This is a genomic window from Treponema sp. OMZ 798 (genome assembly GCF_024181385.1).
Taxonomy (GTDB): domain Bacteria; phylum Spirochaetota; class Spirochaetia; order Treponematales; family Treponemataceae; genus Treponema_B.
In genome coordinates this window covers 839,857-860,945 of the sequence record NZ_CP051305.1, presented here as the reverse complement: position 1 = coordinate 860,945, position 21,089 = coordinate 839,857, and the positions used below count along the sequence as shown (strand labels likewise).

Annotated in this window: 18 protein-coding genes; 5 read left to right on the top strand and 13 right to left on the bottom strand. The window is 40.1% G+C overall.

The genetic code is table 11. The annotated features are described in order from the left end of the window. Positions 1 to 59: 59 nt before the first annotated feature. From E4O07_RS03915 to E4O07_RS03900, 4 genes are all read right to left on the bottom strand, one after another. Positions 60 to 1,133: a BMP family lipoprotein gene (locus tag E4O07_RS03915; protein ID WP_253687510.1), complete on the bottom strand. Its 1,074-nt coding sequence runs from the start codon at positions 1,131 to 1,133 to the stop codon at positions 60 to 62. Positions 1,134 to 1,266: 133 nt separating this feature from the next. After that, a complete protein-coding gene (locus E4O07_RS03910) occupies positions 1,267 to 2,193 on the bottom strand; it encodes a ribonuclease Z (protein WP_253687509.1) in 927 nt (308 codons plus the stop codon). An 80-nt stretch (positions 2,194 to 2,273) separates the two neighbouring features. After that, the gene (locus E4O07_RS03905; protein WP_253687508.1) at positions 2,274 to 2,663 is read right to left on the bottom strand and encodes a type II toxin-antitoxin system HicB family antitoxin; all 390 of its coding nucleotides are present in this window, start codon (positions 2,661 to 2,663) and stop codon (positions 2,274 to 2,276) included. Next, on the bottom strand, positions 2,660 to 2,854 hold the full coding sequence (locus E4O07_RS03900; protein ID WP_253687507.1) for a type II toxin-antitoxin system HicA family toxin: 195 nt from the start codon (positions 2,852 to 2,854) through the stop codon (positions 2,660 to 2,662). The genes E4O07_RS03905 and E4O07_RS03900 overlap by 4 nt, the downstream gene beginning before the upstream one ends. 287 nt (positions 2,855 to 3,141) lie before the next feature. Between E4O07_RS03900 and selB the strand changes: the two genes are divergently transcribed. Continuing rightward, positions 3,142 to 4,914, top strand: coding sequence for a selenocysteine-specific translation elongation factor (gene selB, locus E4O07_RS03895; protein WP_253687506.1), 1,773 nt, complete (start codon positions 3,142 to 3,144; stop codon positions 4,912 to 4,914). A gap of 39 nt (positions 4,915 to 4,953) precedes the next feature. Here the strand turns inward: selB and E4O07_RS03890 are convergent, their stop codons facing one another. Beyond that, a complete protein-coding gene (locus E4O07_RS03890) occupies positions 4,954 to 6,603 on the bottom strand; it encodes a Na/Pi cotransporter family protein (RefSeq protein WP_253687505.1) in 1,650 nt (549 codons plus the stop codon). 96 nt (positions 6,604 to 6,699) lie between these two features. Between E4O07_RS03890 and E4O07_RS03885 the strand changes: the two genes are divergently transcribed. Next, on the top strand, positions 6,700 to 7,911 hold the full coding sequence (locus E4O07_RS03885; protein WP_253687504.1) for a S1C family serine protease: 1,212 nt from the start codon (positions 6,700 to 6,702) through the stop codon (positions 7,909 to 7,911). Positions 7,912 to 7,917: 6 nt separating this feature from the next. After that, the gene (locus E4O07_RS03880; RefSeq protein ID WP_253687503.1) at positions 7,918 to 8,805 is read left to right on the top strand and encodes a hypothetical protein; all 888 of its coding nucleotides are present in this window, start codon (positions 7,918 to 7,920) and stop codon (positions 8,803 to 8,805) included. Here E4O07_RS03880 and E4O07_RS03875 read toward each other — a convergent pair. The 7 genes from E4O07_RS03875 to E4O07_RS03845 all read right to left on the bottom strand — a co-directional run bounded on the left by E4O07_RS03875 (position 8,795) and on the right by E4O07_RS03845 (position 15,905). Next, complete coding sequence (locus tag E4O07_RS03875) at positions 8,795 to 9,394, bottom strand: SAM-dependent methyltransferase (RefSeq protein WP_253687502.1); 600 nt, start codon at positions 9,392 to 9,394, stop codon at positions 8,795 to 8,797. The two genes, E4O07_RS03880 and E4O07_RS03875, sit on opposite strands and share 11 nt — an antisense overlap. After that, positions 9,381 to 10,802 carry a sigma-54-dependent transcriptional regulator gene (locus tag E4O07_RS03870; protein ID WP_253687501.1) on the bottom strand — a complete coding sequence of 474 codons (1,422 nt, stop codon included), beginning with the start codon at positions 10,800 to 10,802 and terminating at the stop codon, positions 9,381 to 9,383. The genes E4O07_RS03875 and E4O07_RS03870 overlap by 14 nt, the downstream gene beginning before the upstream one ends. Beyond that, on the bottom strand, positions 10,799 to 12,001 hold the full coding sequence (locus E4O07_RS03865; RefSeq protein ID WP_253687500.1) for a two-component system sensor histidine kinase NtrB: 1,203 nt from the start codon (positions 11,999 to 12,001) through the stop codon (positions 10,799 to 10,801). The genes E4O07_RS03870 and E4O07_RS03865 overlap by 4 nt, the downstream gene beginning before the upstream one ends. Next, positions 11,998 to 13,287 carry a hypothetical protein gene (locus E4O07_RS03860; protein WP_253687499.1) on the bottom strand — a complete coding sequence of 430 codons (1,290 nt, stop codon included), beginning with the start codon at positions 13,285 to 13,287 and terminating at the stop codon, positions 11,998 to 12,000. Before E4O07_RS03860 ends, E4O07_RS03865 begins: the two co-directional genes overlap by 4 nt. A gap of 13 nt (positions 13,288 to 13,300) precedes the next feature. Beyond that, positions 13,301 to 13,768: a CvpA family protein gene (locus tag E4O07_RS03855; protein ID WP_253687498.1), complete on the bottom strand. Its 468-nt coding sequence runs from the start codon at positions 13,766 to 13,768 to the stop codon at positions 13,301 to 13,303. A 35-nt stretch (positions 13,769 to 13,803) separates the two neighbouring features. Continuing rightward, on the bottom strand, positions 13,804 to 14,979 hold the full coding sequence (gene murG / locus E4O07_RS03850; protein WP_253687497.1) for an undecaprenyldiphospho-muramoylpentapeptide beta-N-acetylglucosaminyltransferase: 1,176 nt from the start codon (positions 14,977 to 14,979) through the stop codon (positions 13,804 to 13,806). An 86-nt stretch (positions 14,980 to 15,065) separates the two neighbouring features. Continuing rightward, positions 15,066 to 15,905: an Rpn family recombination-promoting nuclease/putative transposase gene (locus E4O07_RS03845; protein WP_253687496.1), complete on the bottom strand. Its 840-nt coding sequence runs from the start codon at positions 15,903 to 15,905 to the stop codon at positions 15,066 to 15,068. A 176-nt stretch (positions 15,906 to 16,081) separates the two neighbouring features. On the opposite strand from E4O07_RS03845, the gene E4O07_RS03840 reads away from it, so the two are divergent. Both E4O07_RS03840 and E4O07_RS03835 read left to right on the top strand, forming a co-directional pair. Then, entirely contained in the window at positions 16,082 to 17,248 is a 1,167-nt protein-coding gene (locus tag E4O07_RS03840) for an HAD family hydrolase (protein WP_253687495.1), read from the top strand. A 40-nt stretch (positions 17,249 to 17,288) separates the two neighbouring features. Next, on the top strand, positions 17,289 to 17,825 hold the full coding sequence (locus E4O07_RS03835; protein ID WP_253687494.1) for a nitroreductase family protein: 537 nt from the start codon (positions 17,289 to 17,291) through the stop codon (positions 17,823 to 17,825). A 2-nt stretch (positions 17,826 to 17,827) separates the two neighbouring features. On the opposite strand, the gene E4O07_RS03830 is transcribed toward E4O07_RS03835, so the two are convergent. Beyond that, entirely contained in the window at positions 17,828 to 21,034 is a 3,207-nt protein-coding gene (locus E4O07_RS03830; protein ID WP_253687493.1) for a right-handed parallel beta-helix repeat-containing protein, read from the bottom strand. Positions 21,035 to 21,089 lie beyond the last annotated feature (55 nt).

The following is a 21,089-nucleotide window of genomic DNA, read 5'->3' as shown; positions in this document are numbered from 1 at the left end:
AGAAACAGCCCATTTCTCCTGTCAGCTAAAAGCAGGAAAAATGGGCCTAAAATAATTGTTTATTTAAACAAATCTCCTCGAGTTGTACTTACTACAATCTCGCCCTTCTTTATTTTTTGGTAAATCTCATTTACCTTTTGCTGTACATCATCGGAAAGGTTCGGATTTTTTATAGGAATTCCTACACCGTTTTCTTTTGCAGAAAATACTAAGGTTTTACCTCCTTGGAAGGCCCCGTTCAATTCGTCCTTAATCATATCATAGGAAGCCTTATCAAGATACTTCATTGCAGAGGTAAGAATTATTGAAGATCCGTCACCGATAATGCCTTCTGCATATTGATCGACGTCAACACCTACAACCCAAACTTTTTTTCCTGCCTGAGTTCTGGTTTTAGCCTCGTTGATAACGCCTACACCTACACCGCCGGCTGCAGCATGGATTACCGTAACGCCCCTGTCATACATAGAAGCGGCAATCTGCTGACCTGCTGCGATATCGGAAAATCCGCCCTGATATACAAAGTTTTCGGGATAGATTTCAATGTTGGTACCGAGATTTTCGTTTGCATATTTAATGCCCTGCTGCCATCCCCAGTTAAATTTTTGTACTGCAGGGATTTCCATACCGCCTATAAAACCGAAGTTTCCGGTTTTTTGCTGTAAGGCAGCGGCAACACCGGCCAAGAAACCGGCTTCATTTTCTAAAAAGAAAATACCGATTGTGTTAGGTCCGTTTTGGGCATCCCAAGAATCTGCAGGATGGGCATTTCCGTCTACAATTACGAATTTTGCATCCTTGTATTTGGACTGAGCCTTAAAAACGGCTGTCTCAAATTTAAAACCGGGACAAATGATAAATCTATATCCTGAGTCATAGAGGTTGGATATTTCTTTGATATAATCAGCCTCAGTTGTTCCGACAGGTTTTAGATATTTTACCTTTACGCCAAGTTCTTTTTCGGCCTTTTTAATGCCTTCCCATGTTCCTTGGTTAAAAGACTTATCGTCTATAGTTCCGGCATCCGTAACCATACCAACCATTAAAACTTTTTTTCCTTCTTCCTTATTGCAAGAAGCGAGCACGGAAAAAATGAGAAGGAAACCGATCAAAATTTTAACAATCTTCTTCATAAAAACTCCTTTTTTGCCGGTTAATAGTCCAAAATTACCAAACACCTATGGACACAATTAACTAACAAAGCAAGTAAATTATACACTGTTTTTTAATTTATGTCAAATTGTAATAGAGATATTAAAGGAACTTCTAATCTTCATATTCCAGTTGAATATTCATTCTGTCCTTTGAAAGGATGGTTTCGGGGAAGACCTCACGGGCATGATCCAAAAGAACCTTAAGCTCGTTATCGGTGTAACGCGGGCTGTAGTGGATTAGGGCCATCTTTTTAACCTCGGCATCCTTAGCGATTTGGGCTGCCTGAGTACAGGTCATGTGTTTTTTTTCGGCAGCATCTTTTTCCATGCCTTTTTCAAACATGCCCTCACATACAAAAAAGTCGGAGTGCTTTACCTCAACAGCAATCGAGGGCAGATATCTTGTATCGGTTACAAAGCTGAATTTTCTGCCCTTTCTTTTAGGGCCCATAACATCTTCGGGAAGAACAGTTTTTCCGTCGGCAGAGACTACCTCATTTCCGCCTTGAAGCTTGGACCAAAGAGGCCCGCAAGGAACGTTTAAGGCCTTTGCAGCTTCGGGATTAAATTCACCGGGCCGCTCAAACTCTTCAAATGTGTATCCCATGCAGGGCTTTGTATGATCCAGCCAAAAGGAACGGACTTGAAATTCATCGGCAGAATAAACAATCCCCGGCTCTCTTATTTCCTTTACGATAATATCGTAATTGATATACATATCCAAAACTTTCCGGCTGGTTTCCACATATTCGGCAACCTTGGGAGGGCCTATTATGTAAAGAGGTTCTTCCCTGTCAACCTGAGACGAAAGCATGAGAAGCCCCGGAAGACCGGTTATATGATCGGCATGGGTATGGCTTATAAAAATCGCATTGATTCTTTTCCAGCGCAAGTTAAGGCGGCGTAAGGCAACCTGTGTTCCCTCCCCGCAATCGAATAAAAATAAATCGCCCTCACGGCGAAGCAAAACCGATGTTAAATGTCTATATGGAAGCGGCATCATCCCGCCGCAGCCTAAAATAAAAGCTTCAAGATTCATTGGAAGCCGATTATAAGCGATTTTTTACAAAAAAGCAAGGCGTTGCAAGAATTCTGCGGTTAAATAAAATTTTTGTTCGACTAATTACACAATTCGGTCAACGCAGTTTCCAATGCTTGAGAAAAATTTATACCTTTAAGTTCAGCTTTACATTTTAGGCTATATGGTATAGTACAATTTGTACGAACTCTCCTGTTGTCCATCTCAGCTTTTATAAAGTCAGGATAGATAGTAATAGGACAAACTATATCGCCTTGATTTGTTTGTAGGAGTGTAAAATCTTCACGGGGCAATGTACTCCCATCTTTTTCTATTCCGTAGACATGAAGCTCTAAAGCTTCTTTTGCCATAGCTTGTGCATCATAAAAATCTTGACCGCAGCTTACACAGCCTAAAAGGCTAGGAAAATATACACTATAAGCTCCGTTTTCTGCCGGTTCAAAAACTGCCAGATATGTAAGTTTTCTCAATTTAATATCTCCTTTAACCCTGCTTGTTTTAATATACTGTTTAATGTTCCGGCTTTTAAATCTCCCTTATGAAAGGGAATAGTTATTTTGCCGCTTTTTTCATCATGTTTTAACTGATAATGAGAACCTTTTGTTTCACATATATACCAACCGTTTTGTTGAAGCAGTCTAAGTATTTCTTTTGCTGTCATAAGCTATTATACGCATTTTATATACGCATTGTCAAGTATTCGTATAATAAAGAAAATTTAATTTGATTGATTTATAGATATAAAAACCACAATCAAAATCTTTGCGGTCTTTGCGCCCCTTGCGGTTAAATAAACTTTTTCTTTGGTTACACCACAATCTGTAATTTTGCTTTAATGACACTTTATCCCAAAATTTTCAAATTTATCTCCCCCTTCCCCTAATCACCTAGTTATGCTAAAATGCTCAGGATAAAAAACTTTTTCGTTTTATTGAGTTGGAGGGAAGAATGCCGTATATTTTGGGAACAGCGGGACATGTGGATCATGGAAAGACAGCCTTGGTAAAAAGGCTTACAGGTATTGAAACGAGTCACTTACCTGAAGAAAAAAAGCGGGGGATGACAATAGAGCTAGGCTTTGCTTCGCTTGAAGATCCCGTTCACGGCACTGTAGGCATAGTCGATGTTCCCGGCCATGAGCGCTTTATCCGCAACATGGTTGCAGGTACCTGGGGCCTGGATGCGGCTCTTTTAATAGTGGCCGCAGATGACGGCTGGATGCAGATGTCCTCCGATCATTTGCGTGTACTAAAGGCCATGAAGATAGATTCCATCCTTCTTGTAATCACAAAATCGGACCTTGCCGAAAAGGACATGCTTGAGCTTCTTATCGAGGATGCCAATGCCCAATGCGAAAAAATAATCGGAAGGAAACTTCCTGCCGTTGCCGTATCTTCCCTTACAGGAAGCGGAATCGAGGAACTCAAGGCCGAAATTACAAAACTTCTTTCTTCATCAAAAAAGCAAAGTCCCCCTACTCCCTTTTTATATGTTGACAGGGTCTTCGTCCTCAAAGGTATTGGAACCACAGTTACGGGAACATTGAGAGGAAAGGGATTGCATACCGGAGACAATTTACAAATCTATCCCTCAAACGAAGAGTGCAGAATTAAATCGATTCAAAACCATCATAAGGATGTAGAAAAAATAGAGCCCGGAACGAGGACGGCCCTCAACTTAAAGCTGGGCGAAAAAACAAATCTTGAAAGAGGAATGCTCTTAGCCCAAAAAGATTCAAACTTTATTTTAAGCGGAAAGGAACTTTTGGTGCGCATTGATGAGGTCTTTACAAACAAGGAGGGAGGCTTAAAAAATCACGCCGAAATCGAAATAGCCCTCGGAAGCGCCCATGCAATAGGCAGCATTCACTTAAACCAATTCGACAAGAGCTTGGGCCGCCTTTCTTTGAATGAACCCATAGCCTCGGCTTGGAATCAAAGGGCGGTTTTAATCAGGCACGGCGGAAGCGAAATTATAGCCTCGGCCAGGGTGCTCGCAAGTTTTCCGTCCTATAAAAGAATGCAGTTTAAAGAAGCCTTTGAGGTTTACAGGGATAAGGAGCTTCCTTCGATACACAGCTATCAATTTAACATCGAGGGCTTTGTTGAAGATCCTAAGATCAAAACCGAGGAGCTTACCTCGGATAAGAGCGAGGTCGCAGAATACGGCTCTTGGCGTTTTTTAAAAAAACGGCTTGAGTTTTGGGAAAAGAAAATTTTAAAAACTGCTCAGGAAAGTCAGGCTGGCTTTACCCTAGAAGAAGTAGATTTACCCATTCCTCAAAAGGTAAAAACAATCGTCTTTAAAAAACTTTGCGATGAAAAGAAGATAGAAAAAGAAGCCCACATCTATAAATTAAGCGGAAGAACCGGTGATGACCTTTCAAAAAATGCAAAAGATCTTTTGGATGCAGCCTTTAAGGCAGGCTTTGAGGGCATCGAAATAGACAAGATAAAAATTCCTCAAGCCAGAAAAGAAGCCCGCGATCTTATAAAGCTGGGTAAGCTCATCTGCCTTGAAAACTTTTTACACTACCATACGGACTTTTACAAAAAGACAGTAAACTCTCTATTTGCAAAATACAAGCCGGGAGATAAATTTTCGATAGCCGATGCACGGGATGTTACAGGACTTTCACGCAAATACATTCTCCCGATTCTTAACCTTCTCGAAAAAGACGGCAAGTTAAAAAGACAGGAAAACGACAGAATCGTATTGTAAGCAAGCCCTCTATATAAAAGCTCGGCTCGGTTTAAAGGCCTACTCGGTTTCGGCAAGGGCTCGCGAAATACTAAAGGCGTAGTCTCCGATTTTTTCCAGGTTGCGTACCATATCGATATACAAAAGCTCGGCCTTTACGTTTGCACCCTTTTCCAAGCGGGTACGGGCAAGGTGTTTTAAGTTTTGCCTCATGGCATCAATCGATTCTTCCATTTCGTGAGCCATGGCCAGCTGTTCTGCAGCAAGGGGCTTATTTAAGTGTTCATGAACAAAGTGAATAAACTGATTTACAATTCCCATATAAGGTAAAAGTTTATCCATATCGTCCTGACTTATAGGCATCTTTAATTCTATACTTCGGTTGATAAAAAGCCCCAGCTCAAAAATCTGATCGGTCATATTTTCTATGTCGTCTACAATGCCCAGCATAAGGCGCACGTTCTTCCTGTTTTTTTCGGACAAAGAAAGCTGAGAAGTTTTAATAAGATACAATGAAAGCTCTTCCTGCATCTGATCGGTATAATCTTCCTTTTCGGTTAACTGTCTTATAACAAACTCTCTTGAAACATCTTCTTCCTTACTTAAAATAGAACGCAAGAGGCTGAACATTTCTCTAACTATATTGGACATCTTAAGAATTTCAACCTCGGCTCGAAGTACATAGGCCTCGGTATTTTCTTTCATACTTGGAGCCTGAAAGTGGAGAACATAGCGGGCAGGCTCCTCATCTTCCCTCGGTTTAATAAGCCAGCACACAAAATTTGCAATTTGATTTACAAAGGGCAAGGCGACAAGAGTATTTATTACGTTAAAAAGAGTATGGAAAACAGCAATCTTTGTTGTAAGGCTGCTTCCCGGAAAGAGAAGTTCTACAAGGGCCAAAAAGGGAGTAAAAAGAATAAGGGCAAAGATACTGCCGGCAACATTGAATAAAACGTGAACAGCCGCGGCCCGCCGCGCATTTAGTTTTGTTCCTATCGAAGCCAAGACGGCATCTACGGTAGAGCCTACATTACTTCCCAAAACTACAGCCGCAGAAAATTCCCAGCCGACAACACCTGTATGAGCCATCGTCAAAAGAACGGCAGTTGTGGCACTCGATGAGTGAAGAAAAACGGTAAGCAGCAAACCTAGGATAACTCCGATTATGATACTTTGAATTCCTGTCTGCTTAAAAATCGAAAAAAGAGCTATCTGCTCGCCTGAAATATTCGGAACGGCAGAAGCCAAAAAATCCAAACCTGTAAAAAGGAGGCCGAAGCCCATAACGGCCTCGCCCAGATTGTCTTTTTTTAGCTTTTTAAAAAATGTCAAAAAATAGCCTATTCCGAAGGCGGGAATTGCAATACTCGCTATCGAAAACTTAAAACCGATGAGCGAAACTATCCATGCAGTAACGGTAGTACCTATGTTTGCACCGAAGATAACGCCTATAGCCTGTTGAAGACTCAGCATTCCTGCATTGACAAAGGAAACAGTCATAACTGTGGTAGCACCCGAGGATTGAACAATGCCGGTAACAACTATACCTGTCAAAACGGCTAAAAACCTGTTTCCGGTCATAAAATTGAGCGTACGGTGCAAACTCTCTCCGGCACTTTTTTGGATACCGTCGCTCATCATCTTCATTCCGTATAAAATTAAACCTAAACTTCCAAGCATTTGGAATACAAGAGAAACTACAGACATATCAAGGAGTATAACAAAAAGAATAAGAATTTTCAATCCATGCTTGACAAATAGGGCGTATTTTTAATAGACTATACCATAGGAGGCTTACCGATTATGAAGCTCTACAGCAGAAGACAAACCCTCGTATTTTCGCTAATTGCAGCATTTATTTTTGCAAGTGCCGGTTTTTATGCCGGGCTAAAATTTAATTCAAATCAAGATTTTAAAGAAGCACAGGCTGAAGCCCTGACTGAAATTCCTAATCTAACTGTATCGAAAAATGAACCGATAACGATTAATACGTCAAACAATACGGATTACAGCCAAGCCGAAACTCAAAATATTTATGTATACGCTTCCACCAACGAGAGCGTAGTAAACATCACAACGGAAACGATGGGTGTCAACTGGTTTTTTGAGCCCGTACCAGTTGAAGGCGGCTCAGGCTCAGGTTCAATAATAGATGAAAGCGGACTTGTTCTTACAAATACCCATGTTATAGCAAATGCTTCAAAGATATTTATTTCGCTCTATGACGGAAGCCAATATGAAGCTCAAGTTGTAGGTATGGATCCCGAAAACGATTTGGCGGTTTTAAAATTCGATCCGCCTAAGAACATCAAACTTACGGTCATAAAATTCGGAGACTCTGCCAATTTAAAAGTAGGCCAAAGAGTTTTGGCTATAGGAAACCCCTTCGGCTTGGAAAGAACTCTTACGGACGGAATAGTTTCGGCCCTAAAGCGCCCTATTCAAAACGACAAAAACATCATAATCAAAAACATGATTCAAACCGATACGGCTATCAATCCCGGAAATTCAGGCGGACCTCTTTTAGATACTCAGGGGAGAATGATAGGAATAAACACCATGATTTATTCCACATCGGGAAGCTCGGCGGGGGTCGGCTTTGCAGTTCCCGTAAATACGGCTAAAAGAGTTGTCGCAGATATTTTAAAATACGGAAAGGTTATCCGAGGTTCTATCGATGCCGAATTGGTTCAAGTATCGGGAAGACTTGCCTCTTACGCAAAACTGCCTGTTGCTTACGGGCTTCTTGTTTCCGAAGTAAAAAGAGGAAGCAATGCTGCAAAGGCCGATCTTCGCGGAGGAAATGAAGCTGTCCGCTCAGGCATAGGAAGATACAGCTCGGTATTTTACATAGGCGGAGATATAATAGTCGAAATAGCCGGACAAAAGATAAACAATATAACCGATTATTATTCGGTCCTGGAGGATAAAAAGCCGGGAGAAACCGTAGATATTAAGGTTATAAGAGGGAAAAAACTTATAGATCTGCGCTTGACCCTGTCGGAAAGAAATTAAGAGCCGATGATCGATTTAAAAAAACTTTTTAAAAAAATTTCATGGAAGATTAAAGGAGTCTCGGTTTATGCCCTCGTCGGTGAAAGCGGAACGGGTAAGAGCTTCAGAGCAAAGCTGCTTGCCGAAAAATACGGTATAAAGCTCATCATAGATGACGGGCTTTTAATCTGTAACGATAAGATAATTGCAGGCCAATCGGCAAAGAGAGAAAAAACTTTTTTGGCTGCCGTTAAGGTGGCCTTGTTTGATGACAAAAAACACAGGGATGGGGCTGCAAAGGCTTTACAATCCCATAGCTTTAAAAAGATTTTAATATTGGGCACTTCCGAAAAAATGGTAAACAAGATTGCCGCCCGCCTTCAAATTCCTCAGCCTCAAAAAATAATTAAAATAGAAGATATTGCAAGCAGAGAAGAAATCGAAACTGCAATGAGATCGAGGCGGGTTGAAGGTAAACATGTTATACCTGTTCCCTCAATTGAGGTACAGCGTACCTATCCGCAAATATTTTACGACAAGATTCGCCTCTTTTTTAAAAACAAAAAAACGCCCTTTGTAGGAACGGAACAATCAAGGCTCTTTGAAAAGTCCGTAGTCCGTCCGGAATTCTCAAAGGTCGGCACGGTGGAAATATCCGAATCTGCTTTAAGCCAGATGGTATTTCATTGCCTTGAAGAGTATGACAAGGAAATAGTCATAAAAAAACTTATCATCAAAAAAGCAGAGGACGGATACCGCTTGGACTTGACTGTGGATATTCCATTCGGAACCCAGCTGACGGGAAAGATACATCAGCTGCAAAAATATATAATCGAACACATAGAGCGGTACACAGGTATACTTATTATTCAGATAAATATTATTATCGACAAGATAAGAGAGCCTAACCCTTAAAATCCAAACCTATCAAGTAAGTTTCAAAACTTGAACTGCGGCAGGCCTCCGGTTTAAAGGCCCTTGCCGTCTTAAAATATTTCCGCAAGTTGTTTAAGTGGATTTGCTGATCCCCTCCTTGGAATATCTTGACCACAAAGGCCCCGCCTTGTTTGAGCTGTTCTTGGGCATAATAAATTGCAAGCTCTACCAAGCCTGAGGAGCGGGCAGTATCGACGGTCTTGTTGCCTGTAGTTGCGGGGGCTGCATCGCAGATGACAGCATCATAGGGTCCAAGCTCTTTTACCGATTTTATAATCCCCTTATCGAACATATCACCTTGAAAAAAATTAAGACGCTCATCATAGACAGAAGAATCCAAGGGCTTTAAATCTACGGCAGTTACCCTTCCCTCTCTATTTAAAAAGCGAAGAACATAGACAGTCCAGCTTCCGGGAGCAGCACCCAAATCCAAGACCTTATCGCCGGGCGAAAAAAGATTGAATTTTTTATTCATCTCTTCAAGCTTGTACACGGAGCGTGCAGGATAGTTTTCCGAAAAAGCTTTTTTTGACCAATAATCCGGTTCGCTGTATTTATTTTTTGCCATTCGATTTTTCCTTTTTGGATTGAGCTTCTTTTTCTTCCAACATCTGAGCCGTATCTTCTGCAATTTCGGCCGCATATTCATCGAGCTTTCGATGGAGGGTTCTGCGTCCTATCCCCAAGATATCGGCAGTCTTGGACTTATTGTTGTTTTGGTTTGCAAGTGTCTGCAAAATAATTTGCTTTTCGGCTTCGGCCATATTTACACCCATGGGAATGCGGATTGAAGAAGCCTCGGCCTTTTCGCGTAAGGCGGCAGGGAGGTCATCAAAATGAATTACATTATCCGAGCTCATTACGACAGCACTTTGAATGCAGTTTTGAAGCTGCCTGATATTTCCCGGCCACTCATAATTGTAAATTGCAGTTCGTGCACGCGGCTCAAGTGAATCTATTTTTTTATCATTTTCTTCGGCAAAATCTTTGATAAAGGCGGCAGCCAAAAGAGGGATATCCTCTTTACGTTCACGCAAGGGCGGAACATGAATATGCACAACATTCAATCTAAAATAAAGGTCTTCCCTGAAATTTCCTTTTTTTATTTCTTCGATCAGGTCCCTGTTGGTGGCGGCAATTATCCTTGTATCGACACTAAGAGTTTCGGTTCCGCCTACCCTTTCAAACTTTTTTTCTTGGAGAACGCGCAAGAGCTTTACCTGTATCATTTGGTTGACCTCGCCTATCTCATCCAAAAAAAGGGTTCCGCCGTTTGCAATTTCAAAACGGCCTCGGGTACGCTGAACTGCTCCCGTAAAGGCTCCTTTTTCGTGACCGAAAAGTTCCGACTCCAAGAGGCTTTCGGCAAAGGAAGCACAGTGAACCTGTACAAAGGGCTTATCCTTCCGGCTAGAAAGATTATGAATGGCCTGAGCGATCAGCTCTTTTCCGACTCCCGTTTCTCCGGTAATTAAAACGCTTGCCTTTGTGGGAGCCACCTTTTTTATATCCTCAAAAACCTTTTCCATAAGGGGGCTCTTCCCTATGATGTTTTCAAAACTTTGCTTTGTCTCGATGTCATGTAAAAGAGCACGGTTTTGAAGAACAAGGGCGCGATTTTGTAAGGCTCTTTTTGCCAAGAGGAAGAGGCGTTCCAAATCCAATGGCTTGGTTAAAAAATCATAGGCACCCATCCTCATGGCTTCAACGGCCGTCTCTACCGTGCCGTGACCGGTTAACACAATTACGGGAACTCCGGGAGTTTTTGAAATAACCTCACGGAGCACATCTTCGCCGCTAAGCTCGGGCATTTTTAAATCGGTAATTACAAGGTCGACATCTTCTTTTAAGGCAATATCCAACCCTGTTTTTCCGTTGTCGGCCGTGATTACCCCGTAACCTTCATCTTCCAAGGCCATTGCAAGACCTTCACGGATATTTTTTTCGTCATCTATAACCAAAACAGTAAATTTCATTTTATATCCTTTACCGAATCAAAGTCGGAAGTTTTATCGGAAAGTAAAAGCATTGCACCCTTACGTTCTATCGGGAGAGAAAATTTAAAACTTGTTCCCAATCCGTAATCCGAATAAACATTTATATCGCCTCCATGTTCCTTTATAACCTTATAAGTCATGGTGAGCCCCAATCCTGTTCCGTCATGCTTAGTAGTAAAATAAGGCTCAAAGATTTTATGAAGATCTTCAGGCAGGATACCCTGTCCCGAATCCGAAATAATTACAAGAAGAAAATCGTTTTCGCTCTTTGTCGAAATATCCAAAAAACCTCCGTCCGGCATTGCGGATTTTGCGTTTGTCAATACATTCATAAAGGCTTGCCGCAAAAATCTTTCATCGCCTTGAATTTTGGGAAGATCCTTTGAAAAGTTAAGCGAAATGGTTATGCCCTTATCGTTAAACTCGTCAAAAAAGGTTTCGTATAAATTCTTTAAAAGAGCATTTACATCTACCGGAACAAATTCGAATTTTAAAGGACGCACGGCAAATAAAAAATCCACTACGATTTTATTGAGTCTTTCAATTTCTTCTTCGATAACGCCTATATGCTTTTGAGCCTTTTGGTTTATGGACAAATTGCAGGCGGTAAAATTTTTCTTTAAAAGCTGTAAGTGGATGCTGATCGCTGCAAGCGGGTTTTTAATTTCGTGGGCAACGGCGGCGGCAACATTTGTAAGGCTTGCAAGATTTTCAAGGCGGCGGTTTTTAATTTCTTCACTTCTTTTTTCGGTAATGTCCGCAATCATAATTATCGTGCCCTGAATTTTTTTTTCTTTTACCAGGGGAAGAACCGATACTTCAATGTACTTATTTTTACCTTCCGGCATATCTGCCTTAAGGTTAAACTCTTTTGAAGTTTGTCCGCTTTCATTTTCAATTACATAAGAAACAAAGTCCGCAATATCCTGAATCTTTATATGCTCCCATACATTTTTTTCATGGCTTTCGCCAAGCGGAGTGCCTAAAATTCTTTCAGCGGCCCTATTCGATTTTATAATCTTGTTTTCGGAATTTGCAACTATAACGCCGTCGTTTAAAGAATCCATCACGGAGTCCAAAAGAGAATACTCGTTTGCAAGCAGCTTTACAAAGGTGCGGAGCTGGGCCTCATTCATGCTCGGGGATTTTTGTATTCCCCTTCTCATAAACTCTCTCATATAAGCTTTTCCTTAATTCCCTCCGCCAAGTTTTCTAAGGCGGCCTGAGGAGAGATATTAAAAATATCTACAGCGGCTTCTGCATTTTTTATCAAGGCCGTTATTTTAAAATAGGACTCAAGTTCCAAGGCTGAACATTCTTCATTTTCTAGGCCTTTCTGCAAAAAAAACAAAAGGCTGTTTAAAAACAAAACGTAAATAGTATGCGGCTTACACTTATTTAAAAGATTTACAATATTCGGCACCGTACAATTTGAATTGTCGTAATGATTTTCGTTTTTATAATCAGAGACCGAATTATAAAGAGCAGAGGGAAGAATTTTATTTTGCCTGTCTATGAGTAAAAAAATATACTCGTAAAATAAGGAAGCGGCATTTTGAATTGTCCTAAAACTTACGGGTAAAAAACCGTAAAGGTAAGAGCTTAAAAGATTAAATTTTCCGAAAGGTTCGTGGGAAACCTCTCCCTTAAAAACCCTTCTTATAACTTCTTCTTGAGATTTTTCATCACGCTCTTTAAAATTATAGGGCCTTACCCGAGATAAGATGGTAGGCATAATTGCTCCGCGATGAGCGGTAGTCAAAATAAAGATTGCGTATGAAGGCGGCTCTTCCAAAATTTTTAAAAAAGCATTCCGTGCTCCTTCCTGCATCTTATCGGCATTTTCGACAATCAAAACTTTTTTTATTCCCGAAGGCATCAGACGCACCCATGACGAGGCCTTTCTAACCTGATTGATGGGAATCGTATCGTACATGCACTCGTCCTGAAGTTTTGTACTTTTTAAAACAAGGCTTTCCGTAATTTTGCTCAAAGTTTTTTCATCCATGGTTTCGATAGGAACCGAGCATAGATCGGCTAGGATATCTTCAATCTCTGCAATGAGGGGGGCAGCCTTAACAAACCGAGCTTCATCCGTATCCCAAAGACGAGGATCAAATCGGGAGGTAAGTTTTCTGATACTACGCAAAAATAAGTATCGGGAAGAAATAGTTTTTGTCTTTAACAAGGTTTCAGAGGCAGCCTTGATTTCGGGGCTGTGATCTCGTGCACCCAAAATAAGAACATCCGGAGAAATCATCTCTTTTTGCCTCAAGCATGAAGAGCAGCTACATGTCCAGTGCCCCGATTCGGTACATGAAACGGAGCGGGCAAGCTCAAGGGCAGCAGTCAGCTTCCCCGAACATTCGGGCCCCGAAAACAAAATCGAAGGCGGAAGTTTTTTTTGTTCTATATCCCGAATAAGCCTAAGCCCTGCTTCCTGATCTATCAGATTTTCAAACATCACCATCTCCTACCTATAACTGCTTAGTTATATCTAAAATAAACGGAGAAAGTATTTTAGCAAAAATACTTTCGCTTAATATCTTATCAAACGAAATAAAGGTTTGAATATTGATGAGCATTAGGATAACGCCTATCACAATCAATCCCTCGACAAGGCCTAAAAAAAAGCCCAATGACCTGTCCAAATTTTTTAATGACTCGTTTGAAAAAAGGGAGCCTAAAAAAACTTGCACAAGTTTTATAATCAAATAAGCAGACAAAAATAAAATTAAAAAGGCTATAACAGCCGATAAGGATTTTTCTCCAAGAAGCTCGGTAATTACGGGAGTAAGCAATTTATAAAACAAAAATGCTATAAGCCCTCCGACTATTACGGCAGCCTTTGAAAAAAACTCGTCTATAAAACCCGTTACCGTAACCTTGACGGCAAAAAAAGTTAATATAATCAAAAAAACTATATCGGCACTACCTATCTGCATTTAATTATTCTCCATCATTTAATCATCCTCATTCTTTAAAGCTCTCCGTTTTTAGAGGTGAAAAAACTTTTTAAAAAGTCCGAAATTATAACGGCCGGTTTTTCGCCTGCAAGAGCTGCCGAGGCCTTAGCCATGTTTTTAAGCCTATCGTTTCCGCTTCCGTTTTCTTCAAAGCCCAGATCCCGTAAAAGGCTTATAAAAACATCGGGCCTTACATCCTCGCCCAAAAGAATTTCTGCAGCACCCTTTTTCTTAAAGAATTCGGCATTTTCTATTTGATCGCCGCGCGAACTTCCCTTTTCTAGAGGAACCAGGATCATAGGCTTACCTGCAGCAGCCGATTCCCAAACAGTATTGGCGCCGGCCCGCGACACAACAATTGAAGACAGGCTTAAAACATCAGCCATCTCATTTTTTATAAAAGGATAGGGTTTATAATTTTCTGCAAATTGTGGAGAGGAGTTTAAAAGGGCTTCTTTAATTTTTTGCCCCTGATCCATGTTGGCTTCCCCAATCTGATGAACTACAACAAAATGTTTTACAAGGTACTCGATCGAATCTGAAATCAAATCGTTTAATTGCCTTGCACCGAGGCTTCCGCCCAATACAAAGAGAACGGGTAAGTCCTGCTGTATATTTAAAAAGGTACGGCCCTTTTCAGGGCTGCCCGAATAAAAACTTAAGCGGACAGGGTTCCCCGTGCAGATAAGCTTTGAGCGGATAGAGGCCGGTAAAAGCTCCGTAGTTTCTTGATATGAAACCATGATGTGATTTGCAAATTTGGAATTAATCTTAGTTGCAAGGCCCGGCGAAAAATCGCACTCGTGAGTGATAACGGGAATCTTTAAAAGCTTTGCCGCAGCGCAGGGAGGCACCGAAACAAAGCCGCCCTTAGAAAAAACAAAAATAGGTTTTAACCTTAAAAGAATAAAAAAAGACTTTATAAAGCCTGCGGCGACCTTAAAAACATCTATAAAATTTTGAAAACTAAAATACCGCCTTAATTTTCCGGCAGGGACCCCTTTAAATTCGAGAACTGAAGGAGAGGCCGAATGAAGAGCCGAAGATTCGACTATTTTGCGGTCAAGGCCCTTAGCAGAGCCTATCCAAACTATCCTACATTCCGAAGAAGAGCTTAACACCTCGGCAACGGCCAGTCCCGGGAAAATATGTCCCCCTGTTCCGCCTCCGGTAAAAACAACACATTTCATAGCCGTAAGTGTATCACAATGACACAATTTTGAAAAGGGGCTGTGTGTAAACTATCAAGAGCAAATCTGTGGATTTTGATTGTGTCCTAAAGAGTCTCTACTTCTTCCCTGCTTAAGCCTGTCCCTTCAACTATTTTGGCAATATCTACACCAAGCCGCTTAAAAGAAGCCGCTGTCTCCCTGGCTTTTTGATATGCACCATCAGCTAAACCTTCTCTTCTGGCATCGGCTCTTTCCGCTTCTAAGAACATCTGATATTTTTCTTTGGACAATTCTCTAGCCATTTGTCTTTCTTCTTCAGTTACCCACAGTAGTGTTTCTTCAGCCATTTTTATCCCCTCCTCTAACTCACATAATTTTTCCAACATTCCGCTTTTTTTATCTTCTTCATACTTAGTTAAAAACCTTATCCAAAAATCTTTTGGGGTATACTCTGTTATGCTCTTTTTCATAGTATAACCTATTAACTTGTTTAATTCAACATAAATATATTGAATTACCGATGTTTTTGACATTTGTACAAGCTCTACATTTTTCGGTATATCACAACCGAAAACGGAAAGACTTATGGCAAAAAACGGATCCGTTTCTTTTGGTTCCATTTTTAAAAAGCGTGAGGCAATACGGAGCAAATACATCTGATTTCGTATCGGGTAATTGTTTTTCCAAAACTGCTGCATCTCAAGATCTATAATGAGACCTGAATCGGTTTTAATCAGAAAATCAAGATGATAAGTTTCTCCATTGGGGGCATCACGGGTAAGCTCGGTATTTAAAATATCGGCTTTTTTAATTTTACCGTAAGAATCTTCCAAAAAGGCATTTAAAAAACCAACAAGAGCCTTGTTTCCTTTTTCTCCTTTTGAAAACATCAATTTGAATACCCAATCAGTTTTGGGATTTAAACATTCTTTTTTTTTCGTCATAAAAGACCTCCATAAAAGACTATTTTGCCGCCTTCACTATTATTGTATATATTTCTTACAGTAAGTAGTAAAAATAAAAAAAATTAATATTTTATTTGACAAACTAAAACTCATTTTTTAATTAATCCCCGCCCCTTCCGATTGACTTTATTTTACGATTACTTCATAATGGCCTTATGCTTAAAGATTATGCTTTAATTTTAAAGACGGGAAATTGGGAGCCTCAAAATAAAAAGAGGCTTGAAAAGCTGATAAGAGAAAAGGCTTTTAACGGAAACTATGCAGTTTTTGACTGGGATTTTACTTCGATTTTTTATGACACACAGGATAACCTCTTTGTATACCAGATTGAAAATCTTAAGTTTAATTTAACCCCCGAAGAATTTGATCAAACCATAAGGGCAGGAATTCCTCAAGATGTGATTTTGCCGCATACGGCAAACCTTGAAGGGAAGGCCTTAACTGCAGGCGAACTTTCCGACGATTTAAACGAGCGATACGATTTTTTATATAAAAATTATTCCGGCTTCGGCGGAAAAATGAGCCTTGCAGAAATTACCTTAACCGAAGAGTTTATAGATTTTAAAGCGAAGATGCTGGTTTTGATGCGCGGAGCAGCCTCCCTTTGCGGAGTAGACATCGGCCAATCGGTAAGCACAGGCATGACGATAGAAGAGCTGTCGGCCCTTACCGAGAAGGCAATAGACCAAGGCTTAAAGGATGAAATAAAAACCTATACCCTAAGATCCTCATCGGTTTTAAAAGGAAGGGCCGGAGAGGTAGAAGGCGGATATAGAAAGGGCTTGCGTATTCAGGAAGAAATGCAAAACCTTTTTTCGGCTTTAAAAGAAAACGGAATCGAGGTCTATATTTGCTCGGCCTCCCAAGAAGACAATGTACGCGTATTTGCCTCCCACCCAAAGTACGGGTATAATCTTGAAAGTAAAAACGTTTTCGGAAGACGAAGACTTCTTGATAAAAATAAAAAGCTTACGGTTATAAACGACACTTCGATCCCTGCAACAAGGCGGGAGGGAAAGGCAGAAGCAATAAAAAAAGTACTTGCCCCCAAACACCAAAACAAGGCTCCCGTTTTAATAGCAGGAGACGGTGACGGAGACTTTTTTATGATGGATGCCTTTAAAGATGAGGCCTTAATCCTAATCTTTAACCGAAGCCCAAAAAAGGAAGCAAAAATATTTCCGCTTTTAATGAGAGGGATTAAAGAAAGAGAAAACCCCGAAACAGGAATAATTGTGCAGCACAGAGATAACGGGAAAGGCCGGTTTATCTCTAAGGCCCCGGACGAGGAAAGGCCCTTAGACAGCCTTCCTGAAAAGTAATTCGATATTTGCTTGGTAAAAAGTTTTTATGGAGGAAAAGATGAAGTTTGACGATTTTTTAGATCTTATGAAAAAGAGGCAAAGCTGCAGAAGCTTTGATTATTCCAAACCTGTCTCAAAGGAAGACTTGGTTTCTATTTTAGAAGCCGGACGGCTTTCGCCATCGGCCTGTAATTCCCAGCCCTACGAGGTCTTTGTTGCCCAAGGCGAAAACTCAAAAATAATAGCAGAGGCTAAGATGGTTTCATTTAACAAGTTTATTGACGAGTGCAATACTTTTTTGGTAATAGCCGAAGACAATTACAGCCTTCCTGCAAAGATAGGTTCAATGATAAAGAAGGTTGACTTTAAGGCAATAGATATAGGCATCTTAACGGCCAACCTTGTAAATGCAGCCTCAGCCTTAAATTTGGAAACCTGCATCCTCGGCGTCTTTGACGAAAAACGCATCCAAAAACTCATAGACCGAAGAAAAAGAATCCGCCTTGTCATTGCCCTGGGCTATCCCAAAGAAGGATACCCTTTAAGGGAAAAAACAAGAAAAGACTTTGACGATAACATGCACTTTTTAGGCTAAGTTTAAGGTGCTTCGGTCGTAAGAGAACCGTCAGAGCCTACATACCATGGTGTATTTCCATTACTTTTTACTTTAAACTTTTTGTAGTTTTCATCAGTAGATATATCGCCTGCAAGCACCTTTATATTCTCGCCGCCTGAAGGATAGCTTTGAGGATTTATCAAGGCCGCAGTTCCTTCGGCAGTGAGTTTACCCGAAATATTTATCTTCGTACCGGTAGTAAGATATACATCATTGTTTTTATCGATTTTTGCACTGCCCCTCATTGTAAATAAGCCGTTTTCGGCAATATATAAGGCATCTCCCAATGCAGCCTTATTGTCCTTTATAACGCAATCAATCAAATTGACTGTGCCATCAGTATAAATTGCACCGCCATCAGTAGTAGATGCGGCACCTTTAAGTGTGAGCCCTTTAAGGGTGAACTCTACTCCGGCGAATACCTTAAATATTTGATGTTCATTTGTATTATACGCTGAACCTGTTCCATAGTTTGCGTTTAAAATATCATTTCCTGAACCTGAAACACCTATGATGGTAAGGACTTTGGTATCTAAAGCCGAAAATCCAGGATCTTTTTTTATCTCAATAAATCCATGATTATCACCGGCATTGGTTGCCTTTATTTCCCCGTCTATATAAATAAAGGCATCATTATGAGCATCAGTTACTGCCTGTTTAAGAATCTTCCATGAATCCGATGACTTAACCAATTGAGCTAAGTTACCCCTGTCATCGACCTTCCAATGTGTATGATTTGCTTTGTCAGATACCTTGAATTTATTGTGAGAAGCCTGAATAGCAGAGCCTTCAAGCACCTTAATAGCATTATTTTTGTTAGGATATTTTTCAGGAGTAATTTTTGCACCAAAGTCTGATATATCATTAGTATTAACCTGTATCGTTACATTCGCTTTTAGATAGACATCATTATCATCATCTATTTTTGCACCGGTTTTCATTTCAAAAGTACCGCCGGCAACATAGAAAGCCTGTCCTTCACCTGAAAGCCCTACAGTATTACCCTTTATATCAGCATTTTCTATTGTTACATTGCCGCCGGCAATATAAATACCGCCTCCTTTCTTTTTGTCAGAATCAGAACTATCTGCTTCACAGGCCGAAATAATAACCTTATCAGAGACCAGGCCCTCAATTTTAAGATTACCTTTGTCATTATAAATACCGCCCCCATTTTCGGCTTGATTTTTTTGTATCTTTACACCTTCTTTTATTGTGCATTCAGCTCCGGCAAAAATAAATATACCTCCACCAAACGAAGATGCAAAATTAAAAACATCACCGCCTATTATAGTTCCCTTATTTATACGACAACCGTCTGGTTGTGTAGAGCTTACATATATGCCGGCCCCATTAACAGCCGTATTAGAATGTATTTTTGTAGTCTGAGTTGAGGTATTACCTATTGTGCATTTTCCGTTTTCATCGACATAGATAGCTCCGCCCATATTTGCATTATTTGAAGTAAATTCACAGTTATCGATTATGGTATTTCCTTTTAAAATATTTACAGCCCCTCCCTTTCCGGCCGCATTTGATCCTGCTTCGTTACCTGTAAATTTACAGTTTTTAGCGGTAAAAGATCCTTCAGAATAAACGGCAGCTCCATTTGTTTTGTCTGTTACAGAGCCTCCCCCTTTTTTTAGGGTAAGACCCTCAAGGGTAAGGTTTCCTGAAGATTCTATATTAAATATTCTGTGATGAGGTTTACCTCCTTCGGTTTTATTTGCATTGAGTATGTCGGAGCCCGATCCTGTCTTGCCTTTTATTGTAAGGGTTCTTTTTACCGTAATTTCACCATAATTGCTATAAGAACTATCAGCCTTAATTTCGCCGTCGATTATGATAAGAATGGGACCGGCAGGATTTTCTACTGCCTCTTTTAGATCTTTCCACGTGTTCGTATGTAAATCTGTAGACGTAATTGTTAGAGTTCCGCCTTCAACAAGCTTAACATACCTTTCCTGGAAATTACCGGGTGTAAAGCCTTCACCTTCTGCTCTAAATGTGATCTTATATAAAACCTCGCCTGATTCGGGTTTGGGTAGACTTATATCTGTGCCGCTTTGAGAACCGCTATTTATATCTGCATAGGGTATGTATGTGCTTCCATTATATTTTTCTATTTTTCCTTTGATGACTGCACCGGTAGTCGTAGTTTCAGCCTTTAATTGTATAGTACCACCGATAATGTTTTTATAAGCAATTGTGTAAGGTAAACTATGAGTAGCTGTTGACGTAATTTCTGTCTGAGTTGTGCCTGTCATATCGTAAAGTTTTGCTGTATCCGGTATGTTGGATGGAGTTGATACAGTCTTTTTAGAAGAAGGAAGACCCTTTTCATCGCAGATGTATAAATTATAAGTTTTCTGCCTGCTGCCCACTACAATATCGGTCTTAAAATAAAGAACTCCTTTTTCTTGAGGAACAGGATCCGAGTCGGAAGAAATCGGCACAACTGCTGTCTTAGAAATAAAATTAGAATTAGTTGTATCAAAGCCGTCACCGGCAGAGTTTAGTTTTATAGCGTATTCGGTATTGTTTATGTTTATCTTTTTAATATCTTTATGAAGTAAATCGCTGCTGCCTATCTTTTCTTTTAATTTATTGGGATCGAAACCGATACAGAGCACATATTTCTCCGGTGAGGCGGCAGTTTTACAGACAGTGATGTTCGTTATATCGGGAGGAGGAGTATTAGAACGCAATTTAAAAGTATGACTGCCGAATTCTCTGCCTTCTTTATTATAAAAAGTTATCGTAGGACTCAAATTTTGTAAACCCCACTCGTATTTTTTTAAAAATTCATCCTTATATGTTAGTTCAAGCGCAACAGAATTTATTTGCTTAAGCTCATAGTCGGTCCCGTGTACAGGAATACCGCCTCCGGTACCTTCAACCTCGCTTTCAAACATAATTATATCGGTATAAGTACCTGTTCCTTCAGGCATTTTTAGACTGTAATTTTGAGGGTTTATAAGTTTTAAGCTTATCTTCTTATCCAAATCCGAAGGTATACATGAATAAGACTCTTTATCCATTAAGGAATTGGGAATTACGGTTTCCTTTACTATTACTGTAGATGCCCAATAGTCAAAAGTTTCAGAAATATCGGTAAGAAATTGTTTACAAGTCGTGAATGTTAAGACAAAGATTATAAATACAAAACCATAAAAAAATTTTCGCAAATCGTCCCCCGATGAAATTCTTTAATAAGTACAAAGAGCTTATAATATAGTAAAG

Coding starts and splice junctions, on each gene's coding strand:
- E4O07_RS03845 (WP_253687496.1), bottom strand. CDS start 15,905: ATGACGAAAAAAAAAGAATGTTTAAATCCCAAAACTGATTGGGTATTC.
- E4O07_RS03860 (WP_253687499.1), bottom strand. CDS start 13,287: ATGTTTGAAAATCTGATAGATCAGGAAGCAGGGCTTAGGCTTATTCGG.
- E4O07_RS03840 (WP_253687495.1), top strand. CDS start 16,082: ATGCTTAAAGATTATGCTTTAATTTTAAAGACGGGAAATTGGGAGCCT.
- E4O07_RS03870 (WP_253687501.1), bottom strand. CDS start 10,802: ATGAAATTTACTGTTTTGGTTATAGATGACGAAAAAAATATCCGTGAA.
- murG (WP_253687497.1), bottom strand. CDS start 14,979: ATGAAATGTGTTGTTTTTACCGGAGGCGGAACAGGGGGACATATTTTC.
- selB (WP_253687506.1), top strand. CDS start 3,142: ATGCCGTATATTTTGGGAACAGCGGGACATGTGGATCATGGAAAGACA.
- E4O07_RS03915 (WP_253687510.1), bottom strand. CDS start 1,133: ATGAAGAAGATTGTTAAAATTTTGATCGGTTTCCTTCTCATTTTTTCC.
- E4O07_RS03855 (WP_253687498.1), bottom strand. CDS start 13,768: ATGCAGATAGGTAGTGCCGATATAGTTTTTTTGATTATATTAACTTTT.
- E4O07_RS03875 (WP_253687502.1), bottom strand. CDS start 9,394: ATGGCAAAAAATAAATACAGCGAACCGGATTATTGGTCAAAAAAAGCT.
- E4O07_RS03865 (WP_253687500.1), bottom strand. CDS start 12,001: ATGAGAGAGTTTATGAGAAGGGGAATACAAAAATCCCCGAGCATGAAT.
- E4O07_RS03910 (WP_253687509.1), bottom strand. CDS start 2,193: ATGAATCTTGAAGCTTTTATTTTAGGCTGCGGCGGGATGATGCCGCTT.
- E4O07_RS03885 (WP_253687504.1), top strand. CDS start 6,700: ATGAAGCTCTACAGCAGAAGACAAACCCTCGTATTTTCGCTAATTGCA.
- E4O07_RS03835 (WP_253687494.1), top strand. CDS start 17,289: ATGAAGTTTGACGATTTTTTAGATCTTATGAAAAAGAGGCAAAGCTGC.
- E4O07_RS03900 (WP_253687507.1), bottom strand. CDS start 2,854: ATGACAGCAAAAGAAATACTTAGACTGCTTCAACAAAACGGTTGGTAT.
- E4O07_RS03880 (WP_253687503.1), top strand. CDS start 7,918: ATGATCGATTTAAAAAAACTTTTTAAAAAAATTTCATGGAAGATTAAA.
- E4O07_RS03890 (WP_253687505.1), bottom strand. CDS start 6,603: ATGTCTGTAGTTTCTCTTGTATTCCAAATGCTTGGAAGTTTAGGTTTA.